27 protein-coding genes are annotated in these 20,980 nt (G+C 65.5%); 6 read left to right on the top strand and 21 right to left on the bottom strand.

The window, feature by feature from the left end; all coding sequences use genetic code 11:
* Nucleotides 1-39 precede the first annotated feature (39 nt).
* A complete protein-coding gene (locus VVR85_RS10380; RefSeq protein ID WP_368520799.1) occupies nucleotides 40-1,167 on the top strand; it encodes a S8 family serine peptidase in 1,128 nt (375 codons plus the stop codon).
* Here the strand turns inward: VVR85_RS10380 and eccB are convergent.
* The 14 genes from eccB to VVR85_RS10310 all read right to left on the bottom strand — a co-directional run bounded on the left by eccB (nucleotide 1,161) and on the right by VVR85_RS10310 (nucleotide 13,035).
* Nucleotides 1,161-2,465 carry a type VII secretion protein EccB gene (gene eccB / locus VVR85_RS10375; protein ID WP_368520798.1) on the bottom strand — a complete coding sequence of 435 codons (1,305 nt, stop codon included), beginning with the start codon at nucleotides 2,463-2,465 and terminating at the stop codon, nucleotides 1,161-1,163. The two genes, VVR85_RS10380 and eccB, sit on opposite strands and share 7 nt — an antisense overlap.
* Nucleotides 2,466-2,567: 102 nt before the next feature.
* Nucleotides 2,568-3,494: a tRNA pseudouridine(38-40) synthase TruA gene (gene truA / locus VVR85_RS10370; RefSeq protein WP_368520797.1), complete on the bottom strand. Its 927-nt coding sequence runs from the start codon at nucleotides 3,492-3,494 to the stop codon at nucleotides 2,568-2,570.
* Nucleotides 3,495-4,032: 538 nt separating this feature from the next.
* Complete coding sequence (gene rplQ, locus VVR85_RS10365; protein ID WP_368520796.1) at nucleotides 4,033-4,569, bottom strand: 50S ribosomal protein L17; 537 nt, start codon at nucleotides 4,567-4,569, stop codon at nucleotides 4,033-4,035.
* A gap of 64 nt (nucleotides 4,570-4,633) precedes the next feature.
* A complete protein-coding gene (locus VVR85_RS10360; RefSeq protein ID WP_070768227.1) occupies nucleotides 4,634-5,644 on the bottom strand; it encodes a DNA-directed RNA polymerase subunit alpha in 1,011 nt (336 codons plus the stop codon).
* A gap of 66 nt (nucleotides 5,645-5,710) precedes the next feature.
* Nucleotides 5,711-6,316 (bottom strand): 30S ribosomal protein S4, encoded by a 606-nt coding sequence (gene rpsD, locus VVR85_RS10355; protein WP_070768226.1) that lies wholly within the window; start codon nucleotides 6,314-6,316, stop codon nucleotides 5,711-5,713.
* Nucleotides 6,317-6,339: 23 nt separating this feature from the next.
* Nucleotides 6,340-6,744, bottom strand: a complete 405-nt coding sequence (gene rpsK / locus VVR85_RS10350) for a 30S ribosomal protein S11 (RefSeq protein ID WP_070768225.1) — start codon at nucleotides 6,742-6,744, stop codon at nucleotides 6,340-6,342.
* Nucleotides 6,745-6,747: 3 nt separating this feature from the next.
* A complete protein-coding gene (gene rpsM / locus VVR85_RS10345; RefSeq protein ID WP_296202787.1) occupies nucleotides 6,748-7,116 on the bottom strand; it encodes a 30S ribosomal protein S13 in 369 nt (122 codons plus the stop codon).
* Nucleotides 7,117-7,298: 182 nt separating this feature from the next.
* Entirely contained in the window at nucleotides 7,299-7,517 is a 219-nt protein-coding gene (infA, locus tag VVR85_RS10340) for a translation initiation factor IF-1 (RefSeq protein WP_004566852.1), read from the bottom strand.
* Between the two features lie 256 nt (nucleotides 7,518-7,773).
* Nucleotides 7,774-8,634: a L,D-transpeptidase gene (locus tag VVR85_RS10335; protein WP_368520795.1), complete on the bottom strand. Its 861-nt coding sequence runs from the start codon at nucleotides 8,632-8,634 to the stop codon at nucleotides 7,774-7,776.
* Nucleotides 8,635-8,787: 153 nt separating this feature from the next.
* Entirely contained in the window at nucleotides 8,788-9,585 is a 798-nt protein-coding gene (map, locus tag VVR85_RS10330) for a type I methionyl aminopeptidase (protein WP_368520844.1), read from the bottom strand.
* A gap of 16 nt (nucleotides 9,586-9,601) precedes the next feature.
* Nucleotides 9,602-10,147 carry an adenylate kinase gene (locus tag VVR85_RS10325; RefSeq protein WP_368520794.1) on the bottom strand — a complete coding sequence of 182 codons (546 nt, stop codon included), beginning with the start codon at nucleotides 10,145-10,147 and terminating at the stop codon, nucleotides 9,602-9,604.
* Complete coding sequence (gene secY, locus VVR85_RS10320; protein ID WP_070768220.1) at nucleotides 10,147-11,472, bottom strand: preprotein translocase subunit SecY; 1,326 nt, start codon at nucleotides 11,470-11,472, stop codon at nucleotides 10,147-10,149. Before secY ends, VVR85_RS10325 begins: the two co-directional genes overlap by 1 nt.
* Nucleotides 11,473-11,728: 256 nt before the next feature.
* Nucleotides 11,729-12,394, bottom strand: a complete 666-nt coding sequence (locus VVR85_RS10315) for a response regulator (RefSeq protein ID WP_368520793.1) — start codon at nucleotides 12,392-12,394, stop codon at nucleotides 11,729-11,731.
* A complete protein-coding gene (locus tag VVR85_RS10310) occupies nucleotides 12,394-13,035 on the bottom strand; it encodes a sensor histidine kinase (protein WP_409338209.1) in 642 nt (213 codons plus the stop codon). The genes VVR85_RS10315 and VVR85_RS10310 overlap by 1 nt, the downstream gene beginning before the upstream one ends.
* 198 nt (nucleotides 13,036-13,233) lie before the next feature.
* On the opposite strand from VVR85_RS10310, the gene VVR85_RS10305 reads away from it, so the two are divergent.
* Genes VVR85_RS10305 through VVR85_RS10295 form a run of 3 tightly spaced genes read left to right on the top strand, consistent with a single transcriptional unit; the run spans nucleotide 13,234 to nucleotide 15,575 of the window.
* The gene (locus tag VVR85_RS10305) at nucleotides 13,234-13,920 is read left to right on the top strand and encodes an ABC transporter ATP-binding protein (RefSeq protein WP_368520791.1); all 687 of its coding nucleotides are present in this window, start codon (nucleotides 13,234-13,236) and stop codon (nucleotides 13,918-13,920) included.
* The gene (locus VVR85_RS10300; protein ID WP_368520790.1) at nucleotides 13,917-15,359 is read left to right on the top strand and encodes an FtsX-like permease family protein; all 1,443 of its coding nucleotides are present in this window, start codon (nucleotides 13,917-13,919) and stop codon (nucleotides 15,357-15,359) included. Before VVR85_RS10305 ends, VVR85_RS10300 begins: the two co-directional genes overlap by 4 nt.
* A 48-nt stretch (nucleotides 15,360-15,407) precedes the next feature.
* Nucleotides 15,408-15,575, top strand: coding sequence for a hypothetical protein (locus VVR85_RS10295; RefSeq protein WP_368520789.1), 168 nt, complete (start codon nucleotides 15,408-15,410; stop codon nucleotides 15,573-15,575).
* A gap of 143 nt (nucleotides 15,576-15,718) precedes the next feature.
* Here the strand turns inward: VVR85_RS10295 and rplO are convergent, their stop codons facing one another.
* Genes rplO through rpsH form a run of 6 tightly spaced genes read right to left on the bottom strand, consistent with a single transcriptional unit; the run spans nucleotide 15,719 to nucleotide 18,359 of the window.
* Nucleotides 15,719-16,168, bottom strand: coding sequence for a 50S ribosomal protein L15 (rplO, locus tag VVR85_RS10290; protein ID WP_070768216.1), 450 nt, complete (start codon nucleotides 16,166-16,168; stop codon nucleotides 15,719-15,721).
* Between the two features lie 7 nt (nucleotides 16,169-16,175).
* On the bottom strand, nucleotides 16,176-16,361 hold the full coding sequence (gene rpmD, locus VVR85_RS10285) for a 50S ribosomal protein L30 (RefSeq protein WP_290224733.1): 186 nt from the start codon (nucleotides 16,359-16,361) through the stop codon (nucleotides 16,176-16,178).
* A 3-nt stretch (nucleotides 16,362-16,364) separates the two neighbouring features.
* On the bottom strand, nucleotides 16,365-16,985 hold the full coding sequence (gene rpsE / locus VVR85_RS10280) for a 30S ribosomal protein S5 (RefSeq protein WP_070768214.1): 621 nt from the start codon (nucleotides 16,983-16,985) through the stop codon (nucleotides 16,365-16,367).
* Nucleotides 16,986-17,019: 34 nt separating this feature from the next.
* Nucleotides 17,020-17,421: a 50S ribosomal protein L18 gene (gene rplR / locus VVR85_RS10275; protein ID WP_070768213.1), complete on the bottom strand. Its 402-nt coding sequence runs from the start codon at nucleotides 17,419-17,421 to the stop codon at nucleotides 17,020-17,022.
* A gap of 3 nt (nucleotides 17,422-17,424) precedes the next feature.
* Nucleotides 17,425-17,961 (bottom strand): 50S ribosomal protein L6, encoded by a 537-nt coding sequence (rplF, locus tag VVR85_RS10270; RefSeq protein ID WP_368520788.1) that lies wholly within the window; start codon nucleotides 17,959-17,961, stop codon nucleotides 17,425-17,427.
* Between the two features lie 14 nt (nucleotides 17,962-17,975).
* Nucleotides 17,976-18,359 (bottom strand): 30S ribosomal protein S8, encoded by a 384-nt coding sequence (gene rpsH, locus VVR85_RS10265; protein WP_368520787.1) that lies wholly within the window; start codon nucleotides 18,357-18,359, stop codon nucleotides 17,976-17,978.
* A gap of 501 nt (nucleotides 18,360-18,860) precedes the next feature.
* On the opposite strand from rpsH, the gene VVR85_RS10260 reads away from it, so the two are divergent.
* Together VVR85_RS10260 and fdhD are read left to right on the top strand one after the other, a co-directional pair.
* Nucleotides 18,861-19,133: a DUF6457 domain-containing protein gene (locus tag VVR85_RS10260; RefSeq protein ID WP_368520786.1), complete on the top strand. Its 273-nt coding sequence runs from the start codon at nucleotides 18,861-18,863 to the stop codon at nucleotides 19,131-19,133.
* A 69-nt stretch (nucleotides 19,134-19,202) separates the two neighbouring features.
* Nucleotides 19,203-20,042 (top strand): formate dehydrogenase accessory sulfurtransferase FdhD, encoded by an 840-nt coding sequence (fdhD, locus tag VVR85_RS10255; protein WP_368520785.1) that lies wholly within the window; start codon nucleotides 19,203-19,205, stop codon nucleotides 20,040-20,042.
* A gap of 142 nt (nucleotides 20,043-20,184) precedes the next feature.
* Here fdhD and VVR85_RS10250 read toward each other — a convergent pair whose 3' ends face one another.
* Nucleotides 20,185-20,970: a formate/nitrite transporter family protein gene (locus VVR85_RS10250; protein WP_368520784.1), complete on the bottom strand. Its 786-nt coding sequence runs from the start codon at nucleotides 20,968-20,970 to the stop codon at nucleotides 20,185-20,187.
* Nucleotides 20,971-20,980: the final 10 nt, after the last annotated feature.

Below are 20,980 nucleotides of genomic sequence, written 5' to 3'. Positions count from 1 at the left end.
TGCGCCGCAGCACTCGTCGCCGGCGCCGTCGTCGCGGGTGTGGCTCCCATAGCCGCCGCGGCGGAGCCGGACACCGCCTGCGCGGTGGCAGTACCCACCGAGGAGGTCCCCGCCCCGACCGCCGAGCAGGCCGACTACCGCGCCCGCCTGCACGCCCAGGCCACCGGGGACGGGGTGACCGTGGCGGTCATCGACACCGGCGTCCACCCGCACCCGCAGCTGGGCCAGCTGGATCCGGGCCCCGACTTCGTCGACCCGGAGGAGCCGAACCCGCTCGAGGACTGCGACGCCCACGGGACCGTGGTCGCCGGGGTCATCGCCGCGGCCGATACCGGTCTGGCCCCCGGCGCCCGGGTGCTATCCATCCGGCAGACCTCGGCGCACTACCGCGCCGCCGGCGGGGACGGCGGGCAGGAGGACGCTGCGGCCGGCGACCTGGATACGCTGGCCGAGGCCATCGAGGCGGCCGTGGACGCGGAGGCCGACGTGATCAACATCTCGGTGGTCTCCTGCCTGCCCGCCGGCACCAGCGTGGACACCAGCCGGCTCGACGCCACCCTAGAGCGTGCCGAGGCCGCCGGGACCGTGGTGGTCGCCGCCGCCGGCAACGCCGGTGATTCCTGCGAGCCGGGCCATACCGTCTACCCGGCCCATGCCGCCACGGTCGTCTCCGTGGGCGCGCTGGCTGGCCCGCAGGTCCGTGCGGAATATTCCATCCCGCAGCCCGACTCCGGCCTGGCGCTGTCCGCGCCGGGCTCGGTGCCGCTGGGGTTAAGCCCCGACGGGCAGGGCTGGGCCCGGGCCGTCGTGGCGGCCGATGGGACTGGCCCGCAGCGCGAGTTCACGGGCACCAGCTTCGCCGCGCCGACCGTCGCCGGCACCGCGGCACTGCTGCGGGAGGTCCATCCGGGTGCCAGTGCCGCAGACATCCGCGCGCTGCTGGCGCAGGCGGCCGAGCCCGCCCACGGCGGCGTGGATCCCTTGGCGGCCGTGGGCGCGCGCCCGGCCGATTACGCCGAGGAAGAACGGGCGCTGGCCGTGGCCGCGGGCGAGGACGCCATCCGTCCGGCCACCCGGCGGGCGCAGCTGGTGCTGCTCGGCCTGGCCGGCACCGCGTTAGTGGCGGCCCTGGGTTGGGCCACCCTCCGGCGCGGGCGCGCTCAGTAGCTGGCCTTCAGCGCTTCCTCCCGGCTGAGCTGGCTGCCGCCCGGCAACAGCCGGAGGATCTGCCAGGGCGCATGCGCCCCGGTGCTCGTGCCCAGGGCCTCCAGCGTGGCCTCGTCCTCCACGGAGTGCCGCAGGCCGTGCGCGGTGACCAGGTGGAAGCCGTGCTCGGAACTTAGCCCCAGCCCGCCCTGGGGCAAGCCGCTGAAGCGGTCGGCCACGGCCGAGCCGGACAGTTCGATAGTCCCCTCCTGCGGCGGGGCGGCTGCCCCGCGGCCGGCGGCCGTCGCGCACAGCCAGCCGTGGGCCGGGTCGATGAACTCAGGCGCGGCTTCGGGCAGGCTGAAGGCCTCCTGCGCCGCCGGGGCATCGGGCAGGGCGGCGACCTCCTCGTGGCTCAGGCGCTGCAGATCCGCGCCGGCATCGACCAAGGCGCCGGCCTGCGGCTCGGTTAGCGCGAAGACTCCCTGGTCCGTCCGGGCCCACAGCCCCTGGTCCCCGGTGCCGGTGTCGATGACGGCCGGCAGCGGGTCCGGGAATTCGACGGCGGGCAGCACCCGGAAAGCGTTGAGCATCTCCGCGGGCAGCTCCCAGCGGAAGGTGTCCGCGTCCACGCCCAGGGCGCGCCGGATTATCCGCCCTTCCGTCGTCTCCGCCGGAGGGATTTCGCGCCGGCCCTGCGCGTCCACCAGCCAGTCCGTGCCCTCCGTTTCCACCCACGCGGCCCGCCCGTCGAGGAGCTCGTGGCCCTGGTTGGCGGTTACCACGATGTCGCCGGCGCTGAACTCGCGGGCGGCGTCGATGGTGATGACGAAGCCGGGGGTTTCCGCCGCGTCCGCGCCGGCGAAGCAGGCCAACCACTCCACCGCGTTTTCGGTGCCGGAGGCGGCGATAAAGCCGGGCGCGTCCGCAATACCCAGGGGCACGCCCAGCTGCGCGTCGTCTAGGTGCTGGGTGCCGATGCGGGCCGGTTCCGCCGGCTCGCCGGCGATGATGCGGGCCGAGGCCAAATTGGAAACCGGGTGGTAGGTGCCGTCGACGAGCACGAAGAGCTGCTTGTCCGCCGATTCCACGATGGGCGCCTCGCCGGGGTTGGGCTCCGGCTGCAGCCAGGCCAGCAGGGCCGAGCCTATGCCCACCAGCACCACGGCGATAAGCCCGAAGATAAGCGCCCGCCGGCGGGTGGACAGCGGGTCATGGATCATGCGAATATCCCCCATGACCAGGCCGTGCTCTACCCGCCTGCGCAGGAACTTGTGGCCGGATACTTGCGCTTTCGTAGTGGGAACTGGACGCGCCATAAAATTTCCCCCCTGGGTAGCCAGCGACACCCCATCGCTGCTGTAGAAACCGTACCGTCGGCAGCCAGAAAACTCTGCCGCTGCCCGTCAGGGTAGCCGGGCTTAGCCCAGCTCGCTACCGCTGCGCTTGGCCCGGGTGGCCTCCGCCCGTGCGGAGAGCTCTTCCGGGGCCGGGTAGTCCACGCCCACCAGGCTCAGCCCCTTGGCCGGGGCGACCGGGATCTGGGAGGAGCGTTGACTCTCCGCGAGCATCGCCGTGGCGAAGTCGACGTCCCGGCGCCCCTGCCCCACCGCCAGGCAGCAGCCCACCAGAGAGCGCACCATGGACCAGCAAAACGCGTCGGCGACCACGTGCGCCTGGTACAGGTTCGGCTCGGTCGGGGTTGAGGTACCCTCCCAGGTAAAGCTCTCCAGTTCCCGGATGGTGGTGGCGTGCGGCTTGGCCTTACAAAAGGCCGCGAAGTCGTGCAGGCCCACCAGGAGGTTAGCGGCCTGCTGCATGGCGTCGATGTCCACCGGCTTCGACCAGACCGCGGTATCCGCCCGGCGCAGAGGCAGCGCCCCGGCCGGGGAGGTGGTCACCCGGTAGACGTAGTGCCGCCGCAGGGCCGAAAAGCGCGCGTCGAAGCCATCCGGGGCGAAGGCGACGTCGTGGACGCGGATATCCTCCGGCAGAAGCTTGGCCAGGCGGCGGACCAGCTTGCCCGGATCCCCGTCGATGGAGCGTTGCTGCAAGCAATCCTCCGGGATATCGAAGTGCGCGACCTGGCCGGCCGCGTGCACCCCGGCGTCGGTGCGCCCAGCGACGGTCAGTTCGACCGGGTGGCGCAGGATCATCGTCAGGTTGTCCTCGATAACCGCCTGGACCGTGCGCAGCTCGCTGCCCTGCTGCGGCTTCTGCCGGGCCCACCCGTGGAAGCCGGTACCGTCGTAGGCGACGTCCAGCCGCACGCGCCGCAGGCTCGCCGCGGGCGCGGGGTTCGGCGTTTCCTCCGGGGTGACTTGGGGGCTGTGCTCAGCAGGGTTCATAGGCCCACATGCTACCGCCACGCCGGGTTGGAAAAAAATCTTTGGGAGGGATTTTTCGGCACCTAGCGGGCATTATGTGGGATAGCTGAATGTGTGAGAACTGCATTAACAGCGCCTTTACAGACTGACCTGTCACAATAATTGTCAGGCGCCAAGGGAAGGCGAAAGTTTTCCACTTTCCTTGGTGTGGATTTGAGAGATGGTCCTTGCACCCCGCAGGGCGGCTGGTGACAGCCAAAGCGGGGTGGACTTCGCAGAGGCGGCGTGAACGGCCGCGGAGGAGTTTTCCTTTTCAAGCCGTAGCTTGGGGAACCTTAGAGAGACAGAGACAGCGAACCGCCGGTAGCCTTCGGGCCGCCGGCGGTTCGTTGTTGTATCAGGCGCCGTCAAGGACGGCGCGCTGGTTTGTGCACTGGGCGGTCCTATCCCGCGCGGGGCGGTATCCCCGCGCAAGGCGCGCGGCCACCACGGCACAAAGAAACCGCCCGTCCTTACCGCAGGTGCGGAATGGACGGGCGGTCTACTGAGTGAGAAGGACTTACTTGTCCTCAGCCTCGGTCTCAGCCTCGGCGGAAGCCTCCTCGGCCGGAGCCTCGGTAGTCTCCTCAGCCGGAGCTTCCTCAGCGGTCTCCTCGGCCTTTTCAGCCTCGGCCTCTTCGGCCTCAGCCTGCTTGGAGGCGGCAGCGCGGGTGGCGCGGTTAGCCTCGGCGGAGACGGTCTCCTCGGTCACCAGGGAGATCTGGGACATCGGAGCGTTGTCGCCGGCACGGTTGTCCAGCTTTATGGTGCGGGTGTAGCCGCCGTCGCGGTTAGCGAACTTCGGGGCCAGCTCATCAAACAGGTAAGCAACAACATCCTTGTGCGGGATGAGCTTCAGAACCTGGCGGCGGTCGGCAACGGAGCCGGACTTGGCCTTGGTGATGATCTTCTCAGCGTAAGGACGAAGCATCTTCGCCTTCGCATCGGTGGTCTTGATAGCGCCGTGCTCGAACAGGCTGACTGCCAGGTTGCTCAGCAGGTGAGCTTGCTGGGCAGCGGAGCCGCCGAGACGGGCACCCTTCTTCGGGGTAGGCATTATGTACTCCTCGTTAGCGTTTTAAATGAGCGCTGCAGCCGGCGGGGCCGGCGCACTAGCTTCTTTACTCGGAATCGTCTGCAGCCGGATCCTTAAAGTCACCGGTTTCAGCGTCGTAACCTTCCAGCTGGGTGGGGTCGAAGTCTTCCGGAGTGTCCTTCAGAGCCAGACCCAGGTTAGCCAGCTTGATCTTTACCTCATTGATCGACTTCTGACCGAAGTTGCGGATATCCAGCAGATCGGACTCGGTGCACTCGGCGAGCTCACCGACGGTGTGGATTTCCTGGCGCTTCAGGCAGTTGTAGGAGCGAACGGAGAAGTTCAGGTCCTCAATCGGCTTGCTGTAGGCAGCGATGAACTCCGTCTCCTGCGGGGACGGGCCGATCTCGATGCCCTCGGCGGCCGTGTTGAGTTCGCGGGCCAAGCCGAACAGCTCGACCAGGGTGCCACCGGCGGAAGCCAGGGCGTCGCGAGCGGTGATGGAGTTCTTGGTCTCCACGTCGATGATCAGCTTGTCAAAGTCGGTGCGCTGCTCAACACGAGTTGCCTCGACCTTGTACGAAACCTTGAGGACCGGGGAGTAGATCTGGTCGACCGGGATGCGACCGATTTCCCCAGACGTAGCGGCGGCTGGCACGTAGCCGCGGCCGCGCTCTACGACGAGCTCCATGTCCAGCTTCGCGGTGTCATTCAGGCTGGCGATGTGCAGATCCGGGTTGTGGATCTCCACGCCGGCCGGCGGCTGAATGTCGCCCGCGGTGACCTCGCCCGGGCCTTCCTTGCTCAGGTACATAACGACCGGTTCCTCGGAGTCCGACGACAGTACCAGGCCCTTGATGTTCAGGATGATCTCGGAAACGTCTTCCTTGACCCCGTTGATGGTGGTGAACTCGTGGAGAACGCCATCAATCTTGACGGAGGTCACGGCCGCGCCCGGGATGGACGACAGCAAGGTGCGACGCAGGGAGTTGCCGAGGGTGTAACCGAAGCCCGGCTCGAGCGGTTCGATGACGAACTTGGAACGAGACGAGTCGATGAATTCCTCGGAGAGCTGAGGACGCTGGGAAATGAGCATTGAAATTCTCCTTTTCGACGCCCGCTATATGACGTCGGTAGAGGGATAAAGATGACTTTTCGAAGTTTACTTCGAGTAAAGCTCGACGATGAGCTGCTCCTGCAGCGGGATGTCGATTTGTGCGCGCTCGGGCAGCTGGTGCACGAGGATGCGCAGGGTCTCCGGAACGACCTGCAGCCATGCCGGAACGTTGGCGTCGGCCAGGCGATCCTGGGCCTCTTCGAACCATTCCATCTTCTGGGAACGCTCACGGACATCGATGATGTCGTACTGCGTCACGCGGAAGGACGGAACGTTGATGTTCTTACCGTTGACGGTGAAGTGGCCGTGGGAGACCAGCTGACGGGCCTGGCGGCGGGTGCGAGCCAGACCAGCGCGGTAGACCACGTTGTCCAGGCGGGACTCCAGCAGGATGACCAGGTTGTCACCGGTCTTGCCCGGCAGACGGTTGGCCTCTGCGTAGTAGCGACGGAACTGACGCTCCAGGACACCGTAGGTGTACTTTGCCTTCTGCTTTTCCTGCAGCTGCAGCAAGTACTCGGATTCCTTGATGCGGTTGCGGCCAGCCTGTCCCGGGGGGTACGGGCGGCGCTCAAACGCCATGTCGCCGCCGACCAGGTCGACGCGGAGACGGCGGGATACACGGGTAGCGGGGCCGGTATAACGAGCCATAGTTTAGTTACCTCTTCCTTCCCTTAAACGCGACGACGCTTCGGCGGACGGCAGCCGTTGTGCGGCTGCGGAGTCACATCCGAGATCGAGGACACCTCCAGGCCGGCGGCCTGGAGCGAACGGATTGCGGTTTCGCGGCCCGAGCCCGGGCCCTTAACGAAAACGTCAACCTTCTTCATCCCGTGCTCCATCGCCTTGCGGGCGGCGGACTCGGCAGCCATCTGAGCTGCGAACGGGGTGGACTTACGGGAACCCTTGAAGCCGACGTGACCGGAGGATGCCCAGGAAATAACAGCACCGGTCTGATCGGTGATCGAGACGATGGTGTTGTTGAAGGTGGACTTGATGTACGCGTGGCCCTGGGCCACATTCTTCTTTACGACGCGACGGCCGGAACGGCGGGCGCCGGAACGAGTCTTTGGAGGCATGAATTACTTCTTCTTTCCTGCGATCGTCTTCTTCGGACCCTTACGAGTACGAGCATTGGTCTTGGTGCGCTGACCACGAACCGGCAGGCCACGACGGTGGCGCAGGCCCTGGTAGCAGCCAATTTCAATCTTGCGGCGGATGTCAGCCTGTACCTGGCGGCGCAGATCGCCTTCTACCTTGTACTCAGCCTCGATCGCGTCACGCAGTGCCGACAGCTGGTCATCATCCAGGTTGTCGGTACGCAGGTCGGGAGAGATGCCGGTCTTTTCCAGCAGTGCCTTGGCACGGGTGTGCCCGATGCCATAGATGTAGGTGAGAGCGATCTCCATGCGCTTGTTGCGCGGGAGATCAACACCAGCTAGACGTGCCATGTGGCTTGTCCTTTCGGGTTTTTACGGTGGTTTTCTCCCTACCCGTCCCCTACCATTTCGCGCGCTGCCCGGACCGTGCCGGTGCCAGCGCGAAATTGTGGTGGGGCTCAAGCCACCGTGGCCTGAGGTAGAAAAAGGCGACCGACCTTGCGGCCGCCCCTGGGTAAGGAGGCTTACTGTCTTTACTTGTAGCGGTAGACGATGCGTCCGCGGGTCAGGTCGTAAGGAGACAGCTCAACAACTACCCGGTCCTCAGGGAGGATGCGGATGTAGTGCTGACGCATTTTGCCCGAAATGTGGGCAAGAACCTTGTGTCCGTTGTCAAGCTCGACACGAAACATTGCATTCGGCAAGGGCTCGATGATGCGGCCCTCGACCTCAATTGCGCCTTCCTTAGCCATAACCTCAACTTTTCTAGCCGCTGGCTACTAGCCGAAGCGACTGCATGTATTTGTCTACTGCCTGGCGTTTATCGTGCGGAGAGTTCCGCACACATACACCAAACAAAGAGCATACGCGTTAACGACACGAATTCCAAACCCGTCCCCTAACGTTCATGCTGGGTGACCGCGCGCTAGCGACGCCAAAAAGACCCGCCCCGCGCCTGGATGAGGCGGGCGGGGCGGGCCGGGGAAGTTTCAGATGTCGAAGCTTCGCTTAGTAGATGAAGACCTTGTCACCAATCTGCAGGTCGTTGAAGTAACGGATAGCAGCCTGGTCCGGCAGGCGGACGCAGCCAGCGGAGTCGTAGGCCGGGTCGCCCAGGTGGAAGGCGTGGCCGTTGTTGGTGAAGTAGATGGCGTAAGGCATCGGGGCGTTGTTGAACTCGTAGGAGATCTCGTCCTTGATCTTACGGTTGACGTGGAAGGTGCCACGCGGGGTCTCCTGGCCCGTCTTGCCCGGGGCCATGGACGGGGCGACGTAGGTGACATCGCCGTTCTTCTGCAGCCAGGTGCGGCGGCCGTCCAGGTCGACGCAGACGGCGGCGTCGGCCGGGCACGGGCCGCGGTTGAAGGCGTTGCGCTGGCGCTCCTGCTCCGCCTTGCGGGCAGCGGCTTCGGCGGCAGCCTTCTCGCGGGCGGCCTGCTCGGCCTGGGCGCGGGCGGCGGCCTCGCGGGCAGCCTTGGCCTCGGCCTGCTTCTGGGCCACCAGGCCCGGGAACAGAGCGTTCAGGACGTTGTCGACGACCGGGCGCAGGGCGTTGGCGGCCTGCGGGTTGAGCTTGTTGACCTCGTTGAGCATCTGGTTGCGGGTGTTCCAGGCCTGCTCGCGGGCACCGCCGAAGAACTTGTCTGCTTCTTCCTGCACCTGCTTGGACAGCTGGTCGATGTTCGGCAGCTGGGAGCTGCCCTGGTTCAGCTGAACTTGGGAGGACAGTTGGGTCGGGTCCGGCATTTGCTGGGCGTGGGCGTTCGGCACGCCACCAATCAGGGTGACGGCCATGGCCACCGTGGCGGCCAGCGCTAAGGCGGCGCGACGGAAAGCCAAGGGGACGGCATTGAAGCGGAATTTCGACATGCTGAAAATTATAGACCTCTGGCCGAGGAATTTCCCAGCCGGGCGTGAACGTTACCAAATCGTAGCCGCGCACAGGCCTGTCCCGCCCGGCGTCGCCGCGCGCTCGCTGGGAGCTTTTGGAGTGTTTGGGGAGCTTGGCCCTAGGCAGCCGGGCTACTTGTCGTAGCGCGGGGTCAGGATGCGCGGGCCGTCGGCGGTGGCGGCGACGGTGTGCTCCCAGTGGGAGGCCAGCGAGCCGTCCTCGGTAATGACGGTCCAGTCGTCGTCCAGGACCACGGAGTCCTCGGTGCCCAGCGTGAGCATGGGCTCGATGGCCAGCACGGAGCCTTCCTGGATATAGGGCCCGCGGCCCGGGCGGCCCTCGTTGGCCAGGTAGGGCTCCTCGTGCATGGTGCGGCCGATGCCGTGGCCGCCGTAGCCGTCGACGATGAACAGCTCAACGCCGAATTTCTCCTCGGCGGCCCAGGTGGCCAGCTCGAGGGCGTGGGAGACGTCGGTCAGCCGGTTGCCCGGCACCATGGCCTTGAGCCCCTCGGACAGGACCCAGGCGGTGGCATCGTTCAGCTTGGTGGCCTCCGCGCTGACCTCGCCGACAGGGAAAGTCCAGGCGCTGTCGCCCACCCAGCCGTCGAGGGTGGCCCCGCAGTCGATGGAGACCAGGTCACCTTCGGCCAGGATCGTCTCCTCATCCGGGATGCCGTGGACGATGACGTCGTTCACGGAGGCGCAGATGGAGCCCGGGAAGCCCTCGTAACCTTTGAAGGTGGGCTGAGCGCCGGCGCCGCGGATGAGTTCTTCCGCGACGGCGTCGAGTTCGAGGGTAGATACGCCTGGCGCCGCAGCCAAGCGCACGGCCTGCAGGGCGCGACCGACGATTTCGCCGGCCACCTGCATGGCGTCGAGTTCACCCGGGGTACGGGCGGGGATGCGTTTGCTGCGGCGGGAGAAGATGGAAATGGCTCTTAACCTACTTCCCCAGTGCTTCCATGGCGCGGGCGTTAATCTCTTCGACCTCGCCCTCGGCCTTGATCGGGATGATGGCGTCGCCGTAGTGCTGGATGAGCGGGAAGGTCTCATCGCGGTAGACGCCCAGGCGGGTGCGGATGGTGTCCTCGGTGTCATCGGCGCGGCCGCGGGCCAGCATGCGCTCGACCACGACGTCCTCGGAAACCTCGAAGTTCAGCACGCCGTCCAGCTTCAGGCCCTTGTCGGCCAGCAGCTGGGTCAGGATGTCGGCCTGCTCCACGGTGCGCGGGAAGCCGTCCAGCAGGAAGCCCTTGGCGGCGTCGTCCTGCTCGAGGCGGTCCTTGACCATGCGGGCGGTGACGTCGGTCGGCACGAGCTGACCGGCGTCCATGTAGGACTTGGCTTCCTTGCCTAGCTCGGTGCCCTCGCCGATGTTGGCGCGGAAGAGGTCACCGGTGGAGATGTGCGGGATGCCCAGCTTTTCGCTCAAAATAGCGGCCTGCGTGCCCTTGCCGGCACCGGGAGGTCCAAGGAGTACGTAACGCATTATTTCAACAGTCCTTCGTAGTTCGATTGCAGAAGCTGGGACTCAATCTGCTTGACGGTAGTCAAGGCAACAGAGACCATAATCAAGATCGCGGTACCACCGAAGGCGGTCATGCCGCCGCCCTGGGAGTGCCCCACGCCGAAGTCCAGCAGGATGTTCGGCAGGATAGCAATGATACCCAGGTAGGCAGCGCCCACGAACAGCAGGCGGTTCATCACGTAGCCCAGGTACTCGGCCGTCGGGCGGCCGGGGCGGATGCCCGGAATGAAGCCACCGTACTTCTTCATATTATCCGCTTGCTCCGCCGGATCGTACTGAACCGAAACGTAGAAGTAGGCGAAGAAGATGGTCAGCACGAAGTAGAGCACGATGTACTGCCAGGACGCCGGGCTCTGCAGCCAGGAGATGACGTTGCGCTGCCACCAGTTGTCCGGGGTGACCGCGTTGTTGGAGTTGACGATCTGGGTGATCAGCACCGGCATGTAAATCAGCGAGGAGGCGAAGATCACCGGGATAACGCCGGCCTGGTTGACCTTCAGCGGCAGGTAGGTGGAGGAACCACCGTACTGGCGGCGGCCCACCATGCGCTTGGCGTACTGGACCGGGATGCGGCGCTGGCCCTGCTCGATGAAGGTGATGCCGATGACCAGGACGATGACGCCGGCGACGATCATGGCGAAGACCAGGCCGCCGTTGTTCTGCAGGATGTTCATGCCGTCGGTAGGCAGACGGGTCGCGATACCTGCGAAGATCATCAGGGACATGCCGTTACCGATACCCTTTTCGGTAATCAGCTCGCCCATCCACATCACGAGCACGGCGCCGGAGGTCATCACCAGCACCAGCACCACCAGGTCGAAGATGTTGCGGTCCGGAACCAGGACCTCCACGCCCTGGCCCAGCAGCTGCTGACGGTCGGCCAGGGCGACGATGCCGGAGGACTGCAGCAGCGCCAGCGCCACGGTGAGGTAGCGGGTGTACTGCGTCATCTTGGTCTGCCCGGACTGGCCTTCCTTCTTCAGCTGCTCGAAGTGCGGGATGACCACGGTCAGCAGCTGCACGATAATGGAGGCCGTAATGTACGGCATGATGCCGATGGCGAAGATCGACAGCTGCAGCAGCGCGCCACCCGAGAACAGGTTGATGACGGAGTACAGGTTGCCGGATTCTTCCGTCAGGTCGCGCAGACGGCCCGCGATGGCGCCGTAGTCGACGCCCGGGGACGGGATCTGCGCGCCGATGCGGTACGCAATGATCATCACGATCGTAAAGATGATCTTCTTGCGCAGATCGGCGTCCTTAAATGCCTGAATAATGGCGGACACTACACAATCCTCCTGGCCTACCGAGGGCGTGCGCAGAAAAATACCGCCCGCGTCTCACGCGTGCCGGTGCCCTTCTACTGCCTCGAGGTGGATACTCATTTGACCCGCTGGGCAACGCCAGGCCGCCGCCCGCGGCGCGCGGTAAAGGCAGCCTGGTTAGCCCTCCGGGTGGGATGAACAGTTTTGACCCCATTACCCTACCAGCCCCAAAAGCATTAGCCCCAATAGCAGCGACCTAAACGCGATTAGGCTCGCCTTAGCCGGGCAGCTGGCGCTGCGCGAGATAGCGCAAGATGGCCTTGACCCGCCGGTTTTCCTCCGCCGGGTCCAAGCGCAGCTTCAGGAAGATATTGCTCACATGTTTGCCCACCGCCGCGGTCGATAGGAACAGCTGGTTCTCGATCTCCCGGTTCGACAGCCCGCAGGACATCAGCTCCAAGACCTCTCGCTCCCGCGGGGTGAGCTCGCCGATGCCGCTGCGCGCCGAGTTCATCAGCGCCTGCGCCACCGTGGGGTCGATGACCACGCCGCCGGCGGCCACCGTGTCCAGGGACTTAAGGAAGTCCGCCACTTCCGACACCCGGTCCTTGAGCAGGTAGCCGGTCCCGCCGTCGGTGTTATCGAAAAGCTCCACGGCATAGGCCGGGGCCACGTACTGGCTCAAAACCACGACCGCCAGGCCGGGAAACTCCTGCCGTAGGCTCACCGCAGTCCGCAGGCCGTCGTCGGCCATGCGCGGCGGCATCCGCACGTCCGTGATTAAGACTTCGGGGAGTTGGCCGGCGGCGGCCAACTCACGCACCAGGCCGACCAGCTGGTCGGCGTCGCTAGCCTGGCCGACGACGCGGTGGCCGCGGCGCTCTAGCAGCCCGGCCACGCCCTCGCGCAGCAGCGCGGAATCATCCGCGATAACAATCCGCATTATCCGATCCCCGTTTCTCCTCGTTCCAACAACAACGGAATGACCGCCGCCACCCGCGTGGGCCCGCCCGCCGGCGAGGTCAGCTCCAGCCTGCCGCCGAAAGCCGCCAGCCGCTCGCGCATCCCGGCCAGGCCACAGCCTGGAGTTAGCTCGGCCCCACCCGGGCCCTCGTCCACCACGGTGATGCGCAGGTTGGCGTCGGCGGTGACCAGGACACTGACCGCCGCGCCCGGGGCGTGCTTGGAGGCATTGGTCATGGCCTCGGTGGCGAAGAAATAGGCGGCCGCCAAAATGCTGGGTTGCAGATCCGGCAGCGGGTGCGGGGCGCGGACGGCGACGTGCGGGCCCAGCCCCGCCGCGGCATCGTTCAGCGCGGCCACCAGCCCGCGGTCCGTGAGCACCTGCGGCTGGATGCCGCGGACGGTCGCGCGCAGGCTGGCCAGCCCGTTTTCGATGTCCTCCTTGGCCGCGCGCACCAGGTCTGCCTCGGTACCCTCCAGGTCCAGCAGGGCCTCGCCCAGCTTGATGGAGGCCGCCACGAGGTACTGCTGGGTGCCGTCGTGCAGATCCCGCTCTATGCGCTGGCGCTCGACTTCGTAGGCGTCCGCGATCGCCCGGCGGGCGCGGGTAAGCTCGGCCAAGCGCTGGGCTTGCGCCCGCTCTTGCGCGCGCTCGGTGGCGGCCGGGTTGAAGGCCGCGCGCGGGTTATGCTTCCACGGGAGTTTCACACTGACAGACTTTAACGCCTGCGCTTTCGGTGGGGGTAGGGCCAGCCCTACCCGGAAATCTAGTTCCACCCCGCTTCTGCGCCGGCGTTTTCCTACGTTGAATAGGTAGACATGACCACCACACTGAAACTCAACGACGTCACCAAGAATTTTGGCGGCAACGATGTCCTCTCCGGCATCACCCTGGAGCTTTCCCCGGGTGAAACCGCCGCCATCATAGGCCCGTCCGGCTCCGGCAAGTCCACCCTTTTGCACTGCATGTCCGGGGTCCTGCTCCCCACCACCGGCCGCGTCCACTTCGGAACGACCGACCTGACCGAGCTCAACGACGGCGACCGCTCGCACCTGCGCCTTAGCTCCTTCGGCTTCGTCTTCCAGGACGGGCAACTCCTGCCGGAGCTGACCGCCGCGGAGAATATCGCTCTGCCGGCTACCCTGACCGGCACCTCCCGCCGGAAGGCCCGGCGCCGCGCCGTCCACCTGCTGGATCAGCTGGGCCTGGGCGAGTTCGCCGACCGCCGCCCCGGGCCTCTGTCCGGCGGGCAGGCCCAGCGCGTGGCCATCGCCCGCGCGCTGGCTACCGAGCCCGCGGTCATCTTCGCCGACGAGCCGACCGGGGCGCTCGACCAAGCCACCGGGCACGACGTCATGCAGATGCTGACGACCCTGGTGCGCCAGCAGGGCTCCACCCTGGTGCTGGTCACCCACGACGCGCAGGTGGCCGACTGGCTGGACCGGCGCATCGAGCTGCGCGACGGCATCATCCACGACGACCGCCAGCTGGGGGCCGCACGATGAGCACTCCCACCGCCTCTCCGAGCTCCCGTCCCGCGCCGGTGCGCGCCTCCATCGGCGGCCTGGCGCTGCAGCTGTTCCGGGCCTCCGTGTCCTCGCGCTCCGGCACCGGCACCCTGACCCTGCTCTCGCTCGGCTCGCTGACGGTGGGCGCGACCATCGCCTTCCTCGTCGCCGGCGGGACGTACATGTTCTACCGCCGGGGCGAAAACGCTCACCTCCAGGCCGGCTTGGACACCTCCCAGCCGGGCATGGACGCGCACACTTGGACGGTCTTGGCCCTGATTGCTTGCGCCTTCCTCGTACCTGCCCTGTTTAGCCTCATCTCCCAGGCCGCCGTCACCAGCGCCGCCGGGAGGGAGCGGCGGCTGGCCGCCCTGCGGCTCATCGGGCTTAGCGCCCGCGACATCACCCGCATGACGGTCCTGGAGACGGGCATCAACGCGGTGGTCGGCACCGCGCTCGGGGCCTTGCTCAGCGCGCTGCTGGTCCCCGCCTTTGCCACCCTGACCTTTATGGGGGTTCCCCTCTCCCCGACCGAGCTCTACCTGCCGTGGTGGGGCTACCTGGCCGTCGGCTCCGCTCTCATCGTCCTCGCGCTAGCCGCCGCCCTGGCCGGCATGCAGCGGGTCGCGGTGAGCCCGCTAGGGGTAGCCCGCCGCCAGATGCCCCGCGCCCTGCGCTGGTGGCGCGCCGTGGCCTTCCTGGTGCTCGCCGTCGGCCTGCTGGTAGGAGTCAATCAGTTCGACTTTTTTGCCAGCCTGGGGGCTATGCTCGCCATCGCCGCTTTTCTCTTTCTGCTCATCGGCACTCTGAGCCTCATCGCCCCGCTCTTCCTCCAGGTCAGCGCCTGGGTGGCGGGTATGTTGGGCTCTAATGCAAACTTCATCGCCTCCCGCCGCGTGGCCACTGGGGCCCGGGCGGCCTGGCGGCGGGTCGCCCCGAGCGCGCTCTTCGGCCTCTTGGCCGGGTATATGATCGTCTCCCCCTTCGGCGACGACGACCTGAGCCAGTCGCTGCGGGAGAACCCGGAGACCTCCATCATTTTCCACGACGTCTTTACCGGGATCATCCTGACCATCTCCTTCGGCTTCTGCATCACGGCGATGTCCATCCTGCAGGGCCAGGCGCACGAGGTCTTCGCCAACGCTGACCTGACCCGCAGCCTCCGGCTGATGGGGCTGCGCCCGGGCTTCCTCACCCGCGTGGCCGCCTACGAGATCTTCGCACCCCTCGTCTCCGTCAGCCTCCTCGGATTTGCCTGGGGCGCTCTCCTCGGCCTGGTGATGCTCTACAGCAGCGGGGATCTGGAGATCGCCCCGCGCCTGGCTAACGCCGGGCTCCTGCTGGGCGCCGGCTGGCTGGTCGTGGCCGTGGCTTTTATCGCCGTTATCCCCCTTCGGAATCGGGTAGCCCGCCACGCCACCCGCAAAAACGACTAGGGTGGCTGCTTAGACAACCGTTAGCCGTTAAAGGAAGGAATTCTATCTATGGCTACCACTAAGTTTCAGCCCACCCGCCGCCTGGCGGCCGTCGCCCTGACCGCGCTGCTCGCCGTGGGCGGCGCCACCGCCTGCGACGACTCTTCGCGCAGCGAGAACGAGCACGACGTCTCCTCCACCGAGCCGTCCGCGCCGGCCTCCGAAGAATCCAAGTAACCTAGCGCGCCGCTCACCTGGCGCTTGCCGCTCCAACGCGTTGAGCGCTCGAGTGGCATACAACGCATAGAAAAATCCCACCGCCGGTCTCCCTCAAGCGGGAACCCGGCGGTGGGATTTTATTTAGTAGGTCTTAAAAAGACTTACTTGGTCGCGGTGGTGGAGCCACCGGCGGCCTCGATCTTCTCCACAGCGGACTTGGAGAACTTGTCAGCGGTGACGTTCAGCTTGACGCTGATTTCACCGTTGCCCAGGACCTTGACCGGCTGCTTAGCGCGGACCAGGCCGGCGGAGACGATGTCTGCGACAGTGACGTCGCCGCCGTTCGGGAAGGCCTTGGCCAGGTCGGACACGTTGACCACCTGGTAATCGACCTTGTTCGGGTTGCGGAAGCCCTTGAGCTTCGGCAGACGCATGTGGATGGGCATTTGGCCACCCTCGAAAGCGGCCGAAACCTGCTTACGTGCCTTAGTACCCTTGGTACCGCGGCCGGCGGTCTTACCCTTGGAAGCTTCACCGCGGCCGACGCGGGTCTTAGCCTTGTTTGCACCCTTGGAAGGGCGCAGATCGTGCAGCTTGATGATATCAGCCATGATTTATCTACTCCCCTGCCACTTCTTCAACGGTGACCAGGTGACGCACCTTGTTAACCATGCCGCGGATGACCGGGGTGTCCTGCTTAACGACGGACTGACCGATCCGCTTGAGGCCCAGGGCCTCAATGTTGGCGCGGTGGTTCGGCTTGGTGCCCACCAGGCCCTTAATTTGAGTAATCTTCAGAGCCATTGTTTATGCCTCCTGACCTGCGCGACGGCGCAGCATACGGGCCGGGGTGACCTCCTCGACGGACTTGCCGCGGCGAGCGGCAACTTCCTCGGGGCGGACCAGCTGCTTGAGGCCGTCCACGGTAGCACGGACGACGTTGAGGGCGTTGTCGGAGCCCAGGGACTTCGACAGGATGTCCTGCACGCCGGCGCACTCAAGCACCGGGCGGGCAGCGCCACCAGCGATTACACCGGTACCGGGGGCGGCCGGCTTCATCATGACGATGCCGGCGGCGTCGCGGCCCTCGACCGGGTGGGTGATGGTGCCAGCGATCATCGGGACGCGGAAGAAGTTCTTGCGAGCTTCCTCGGCACCCTTCTGGATGGCGGCCGGGACTTCCTTGGCCTTGCCGTAGCCGACGCCGACCATGCCCTGGCCGTCGCCAACGACCACGAGAGCGGTGAACGACATGTTGCGGCCACCCTTGACGGTCTTGGAGACGCGGTTGATGGTCACAACGCGCTCGATGTACTTATCGCGCTCGTTGTCCTGGTTACGACGATCGTTGCGGCGGTTGTGGCCACCGCGGTTGTTGTTCTTGTTCTCGGCGGAGCGTCCGCCGTCACGCTGTTCACGGTCCGACATTAGGCGTTCCTTCCGTTGATGTTTCCGTTGACCATTAGAACTTCAGACCGCCTTCACGTGCGGCCTCAGCCAGAGCTGCGACGCGACCGTGGTACTTGTAACCACCGCGGTCGAAGACAACCTGCTCGATGCCAGCTGCCTTGGCGCGCTCTGCGATCAGCTCGCCCACCTTGGAAGCCTTAGCCTTCTTGTCGCCCTCGAGGGCGCGGATGTCCGCTTCCATGGTGGACGCGGAGACCAAGGTGTGGCCCGCCAGGTCGTCGATGACCTGGACGTGCATGTGGCGGGAAGAGCGGTGGAGAACCAGACGCGGTGCCTCCGGGGTACCGCGCAGGGTCTTGCGGATACGGAAGTGACGGCGGGCGCGTGCCTCGCGACGACGGCTAGAGATGTCCTTGCCGACTGGAGTGCGCTTGTTGTTTTCAGTGTTTGCCATTGCTTACTTACCCGTCTTTCCGACCTTGCGGCGGATCTGCTCGCCTTCGTAACGAATGCCCTTGCCCTTGTAAGGATCGTCCTTACGCAGGCGGCGGATGTTCGCGGCGATCTGTCCGACAGCTTGCTTGTCAATGCCAGTGATGGAGAACTTGGTGGCGCCATCAGTTGCGAAGCTGATGCCCTCCGGAGCCTCAATGAGGATCGGGTGGGAGTAGCCCAAGTTGAACTCCAGGTTCGAACCCTTCTGCTGAACGCGGTAGCCGACACCGAAGATTTCCATCTTGATGGTGTAGCCATCGGTCACGCCGATGACGGCGTTGTTGATGAGGGAACGAGACAGGCCGTGCAGGGCACGGTGCTTGCGGTGATCATCCGGGCGGGAAACGCGGATCTCGTTGTCCTCCACGGCGACGGTGATCGGCTCCGGAACCTCGACGGTCAGGGTGCCCTTCGGGCCCTTAACCTCGATGGTCTGTCCGTTGATCTTGGTTTCGACGCCGCTCTTAACGGCGATGGGTGCTAGACCGACTCGAGACATGTGTCATACCTCCCTTACCAGACGTAGGCGAGAACTTCTCCGCCTACGCCCTTCTCCTGAGCCTGACGATCGGTCAGCAGACCGTGGGACGTGGAGATGATAGCCACGCCCAGGCCGCCAAGGACCTTCGGCAGGTTGGTGGACTTTGCATACACACGCAGACCCGGCTTAGACACGCGGCGCAGACCGGACAGGGAGCGCTCACGGTTGTTGTACTTAAGCTCGAGGGACAGCTCGCGGTCCTCGACAGAGTAGTCAGCGATGTAGCCTTCCTGCTTCAAGATCTCAGCGATGTTGACCTTGATCTTGGAGGTCGGCATCGACACGGTGTCGTGGTGCGCATGGTTTGCGTTGCGCACGCGCGACAGCATGTCGGCGATAGGATCAGTCATGGTCATGGTTAAACGACCGTTACCTTTCTCGTTGCGGTTCCCATCCCAGCCGCGCGACAGGCAGAGACTACCTGCCCGTTCGACTGGACTCACCACGCGCGTTTTCCGTGTGATTTCGGGCTACTCACGCTCCCCGCGGTCAATACCGCGAGGCGCTCGCCACCCTTTGATACAGACACGGTCCGCTTTATCGGCGAGGGGCCTACAACAAAGTTGATGTTCAATTCTTACCTGGAAGGCGCCGAAAAAAATCACGGCCCCGCAGCACCCATGGGGTACTGCCGAGCAGGCCAGGGGTTCAAAACCCCCGACGGACGCTATTCCAACGGGTCAGTGTACCCAACCAGCAGGGCGTTTGTAAAATTTCTCCTGCTCACGACTTCTTCGCCGCCCGCGGGGCCTCCCCGCGCCCCTTCCGCCGCCCCGCCGCAGAATTCGAGCAGTCTCCCACTTGCCCATTCACCAGCACCAACGCCTCCTTTTGCGCGGGGGCCTAAACTGGGTCCCATGTCTGATGATGCGAAGAAGATCGATAACAACAAGGAACCCATGCAGTCCGCCCACGCCTGGCTGGTCGAGGCCGCCGGCCACCTGGGCCTCGACAAGGCGGATGCCACCGCCCTGACCAAGGAATTGCTCGACCTGACCGCCGACGTCGCCCACAACCGTTCCCGCCCGGCCGCACCGCTAACCGCGTTCCTGGTGGGTTTGGCCTCTAAGGACACCGACGAGGCCCGCCAGCGCATCGAGAAGCTGCGCGCCCAGATCGCCGAGCAGTAGCTACCCGGCCGCCACGGCCACGACCACAGCAAGCCAGGTCAGACAGACCACCCCAGACCAGGAGGATTAGTGTCCAACAGGGTTAACGCCCGCTTTGCCGTTACCCGCGTGCGCCTTGACAACGACGGCCAGCTCACCCAGGTCGACACCCGGGCCGATACCGTCGCGGGCGAGGAACCGCTGGAGATCCGCGTGGACGGCCAGACGATTACGACCACCATGCGCACCCCGGGCCACGACGTGGAGCTGGCCCACGGCTTCCTCCACTCGGAGGGCCACATCCGGGCCGCCGCCGACGTGACGACCGCGCGCTACTGCGCCGGATCGACCGTCAACGGCGAGAACACCTACAACCTGCTGGACGTGGAACTGGCGCGTCAGAACGTCATCGAGCTATCGGATCTGCGCCTGGGGCTGACCACCTCCGCGTGCGGGGTCTGCGGTACTTCCTCCATCGAGCAGCTCCAGCACAAGCTGCCCTACCCCATCCCCCACTGGGACGTGGACCCGCAGCTCATCGCAACCATCCCGGACCGGCTGCGCGAGCACCAAAAACAGTTCAAAAAGACCGGCGGCATCCACGCCGCGGCCGCCTTCACCATGGACGGGGAGCCGGTCGTCGTGCGCGAGGACATCGGCCGTCACAACGCCGCCGACAAGGTCATCGGACACCTGCTGCTAGAAGGCCGCCTACCCGCCCACGACCTGGTGCTAGTGGTTAGCTCCCGCGCCTCTTTCGAGCTGGTGCAAAAGGCCGCCATGGCCGGCTTCCCCGCGCTGATTGCGGTCTCCGCCGCCTCCTCCCTTGCCGTCGAGACCGCCCGCGAGGCCGGCATGGCGCTCGCCGGCTTCGCCCGCGGCAACCGGTTTAACCTGTACTCCGGCCAGCTGGACCGCTCGCGGGGTTAGGCGCCCCGCACACGCACCACCAGATCACCAAAGGCCCGCCGGGTACATACCCGGCGGGCCTTGTCCTCAGCAGGTGAGAACTCCCCGGAATTGGGAGACTCGCGGAGCCGAAAGGGCCGAGAGTCCTTGTCCCTGGCAGGGATTAGTCGCGGTATTCCTCGGGGCCTTTGTTCAGCCAGGCGTAGACGCCGCCGATGAGGAAGCCGCCGCCGACCAGGTTGCCCAGCCAGACCAGGGTCCAGTTGAGAGCAACGTTGCCGATGGTCAGCGCGGCCGGGAGCGGATCCGAGCCGAAGGCGGTGAGCAGGAAGAGGCAGAAGTTAGCAATAACGTGCTCGAGGCCCAGGCCCACGAAGCAGGCGATGATCGGCACGATCATGAAGAACTTGGAGACGACCTCCTTGGCGAAGATGCCGCCCACGATGGCCATGTTGACCACGAAGTTGGCCAGGATGGCCTCGACGAACATGCCCTGCGGGGACTTGGTCAGCTTGCCCTCGGACAGGGTGACGATGAGGTGGCTGGGGTCCATCCCGGAGAATTTCGCCGACATGCCCATGGCCGCGGCGAAAAGAATCACGCCCACCAGGTTGAAGAAGGTCGTGACGATAAGCAGCCAGAGACCCTTACCCCACGAGACCTGCTTGTTGACCGCGCCGTAGACCATGTACATCATGTTGCCGGTGGCCAGGTCAGCGCCGAGCACCACGATGGCGAACAGGCCCAGGCCGAAGAGCATGGCGAAGACCGGGGTGCCCAGGCCGGGCGCGAGCTGCTCCACGGCGTTGCCCACGACGCCCGCGAAGGCGGTGCCCACGGTCAGGTAGACGCCCGCCAGGGTGGAGCGGCCCGCGAACCTGCTGAAGGACTTATCCAGCAGGGTCACTTTCTTATTGACGGCCGCGGCGGCCGAATCATTCAACGACATTGATTTCCTT

This window comes from Corynebacterium sp. LK2590 (assembly GCF_040946105.1).
Taxonomy (GTDB): Bacteria; Actinomycetota; Actinomycetes; order Mycobacteriales; family Mycobacteriaceae; genus Corynebacterium.
This window is presented reverse-complemented; position numbering and strand designations above follow the sequence as displayed.

Excerpts from the sequence above, each read along its gene's own strand:
- eccB (WP_368520798.1), bottom strand. The coding sequence starts at position 2,465 with ATGGCGCGTCCAGTTCCCACTACGAAAGCGCAAGTATCCGGCCACAAG.
- truA (WP_368520797.1), bottom strand. The coding sequence starts at position 3,494 with ATGAACCCTGCTGAGCACAGCCCCCAAGTCACCCCGGAGGAAACGCCG.
- rplQ (WP_368520796.1), bottom strand. The coding sequence starts at position 4,569 with ATGCCTACCCCGAAGAAGGGTGCCCGTCTCGGCGGCTCCGCTGCCCAG.
- VVR85_RS10360 (WP_070768227.1), bottom strand. The coding sequence starts at position 5,644 with ATGCTCATTTCCCAGCGTCCTCAGCTCTCCGAGGAATTCATCGACTCG.
- rpsD (WP_070768226.1), bottom strand. The coding sequence starts at position 6,316 with ATGGCTCGTTATACCGGCCCCGCTACCCGTGTATCCCGCCGTCTCCGC.
- rpsK (WP_070768225.1), bottom strand. The coding sequence starts at position 6,744 with ATGCCTCCAAAGACTCGTTCCGGCGCCCGCCGTTCCGGCCGTCGCGTC.
- rpsM (WP_296202787.1), bottom strand. The coding sequence starts at position 7,116 with ATGGCACGTCTAGCTGGTGTTGATCTCCCGCGCAACAAGCGCATGGAG.
- infA (WP_004566852.1), bottom strand. The coding sequence starts at position 7,517 with ATGGCTAAGGAAGGCGCAATTGAGGTCGAGGGCCGCATCATCGAGCCC.
- VVR85_RS10335 (WP_368520795.1), bottom strand. The coding sequence starts at position 8,634 with ATGTCGAAATTCCGCTTCAATGCCGTCCCCTTGGCTTTCCGTCGCGCC.
- VVR85_RS10325 (WP_368520794.1), bottom strand. The coding sequence starts at position 10,147 with ATGCGTTACGTACTCCTTGGACCTCCCGGTGCCGGCAAGGGCACGCAG.
- VVR85_RS10315 (WP_368520793.1), bottom strand. The coding sequence starts at position 12,394 with ATGCGGATTGTTATCGCGGATGATTCCGCGCTGCTGCGCGAGGGCGTG.
- VVR85_RS10305 (WP_368520791.1), top strand. The coding sequence starts at position 13,234 with ATGACCACCACACTGAAACTCAACGACGTCACCAAGAATTTTGGCGGC.
- VVR85_RS10300 (WP_368520790.1), top strand. The coding sequence starts at position 13,917 with ATGAGCACTCCCACCGCCTCTCCGAGCTCCCGTCCCGCGCCGGTGCGC.
- VVR85_RS10295 (WP_368520789.1), top strand. The coding sequence starts at position 15,408 with ATGGCTACCACTAAGTTTCAGCCCACCCGCCGCCTGGCGGCCGTCGCC.
- rplO (WP_070768216.1), bottom strand. The coding sequence starts at position 16,168 with ATGGCTGATATCATCAAGCTGCACGATCTGCGCCCTTCCAAGGGTGCA.
- rpmD (WP_290224733.1), bottom strand. The coding sequence starts at position 16,361 with ATGGCTCTGAAGATTACTCAAATTAAGGGCCTGGTGGGCACCAAGCCG.
- rpsE (WP_070768214.1), bottom strand. The coding sequence starts at position 16,985 with ATGTCGGACCGTGAACAGCGTGACGGCGGACGCTCCGCCGAGAACAAG.
- rplR (WP_070768213.1), bottom strand. The coding sequence starts at position 17,421 with ATGGCAAACACTGAAAACAACAAGCGCACTCCAGTCGGCAAGGACATC.
- rplF (WP_368520788.1), bottom strand. The coding sequence starts at position 17,961 with ATGTCTCGAGTCGGTCTAGCACCCATCGCCGTTAAGAGCGGCGTCGAA.
- rpsH (WP_368520787.1), bottom strand. The coding sequence starts at position 18,359 with ATGACCATGACTGATCCTATCGCCGACATGCTGTCGCGCGTGCGCAAC.
- VVR85_RS10260 (WP_368520786.1), top strand. The coding sequence starts at position 18,861 with ATGTCTGATGATGCGAAGAAGATCGATAACAACAAGGAACCCATGCAG.
- VVR85_RS10250 (WP_368520784.1), bottom strand. The coding sequence starts at position 20,970 with ATGTCGTTGAATGATTCGGCCGCCGCGGCCGTCAATAAGAAAGTGACC.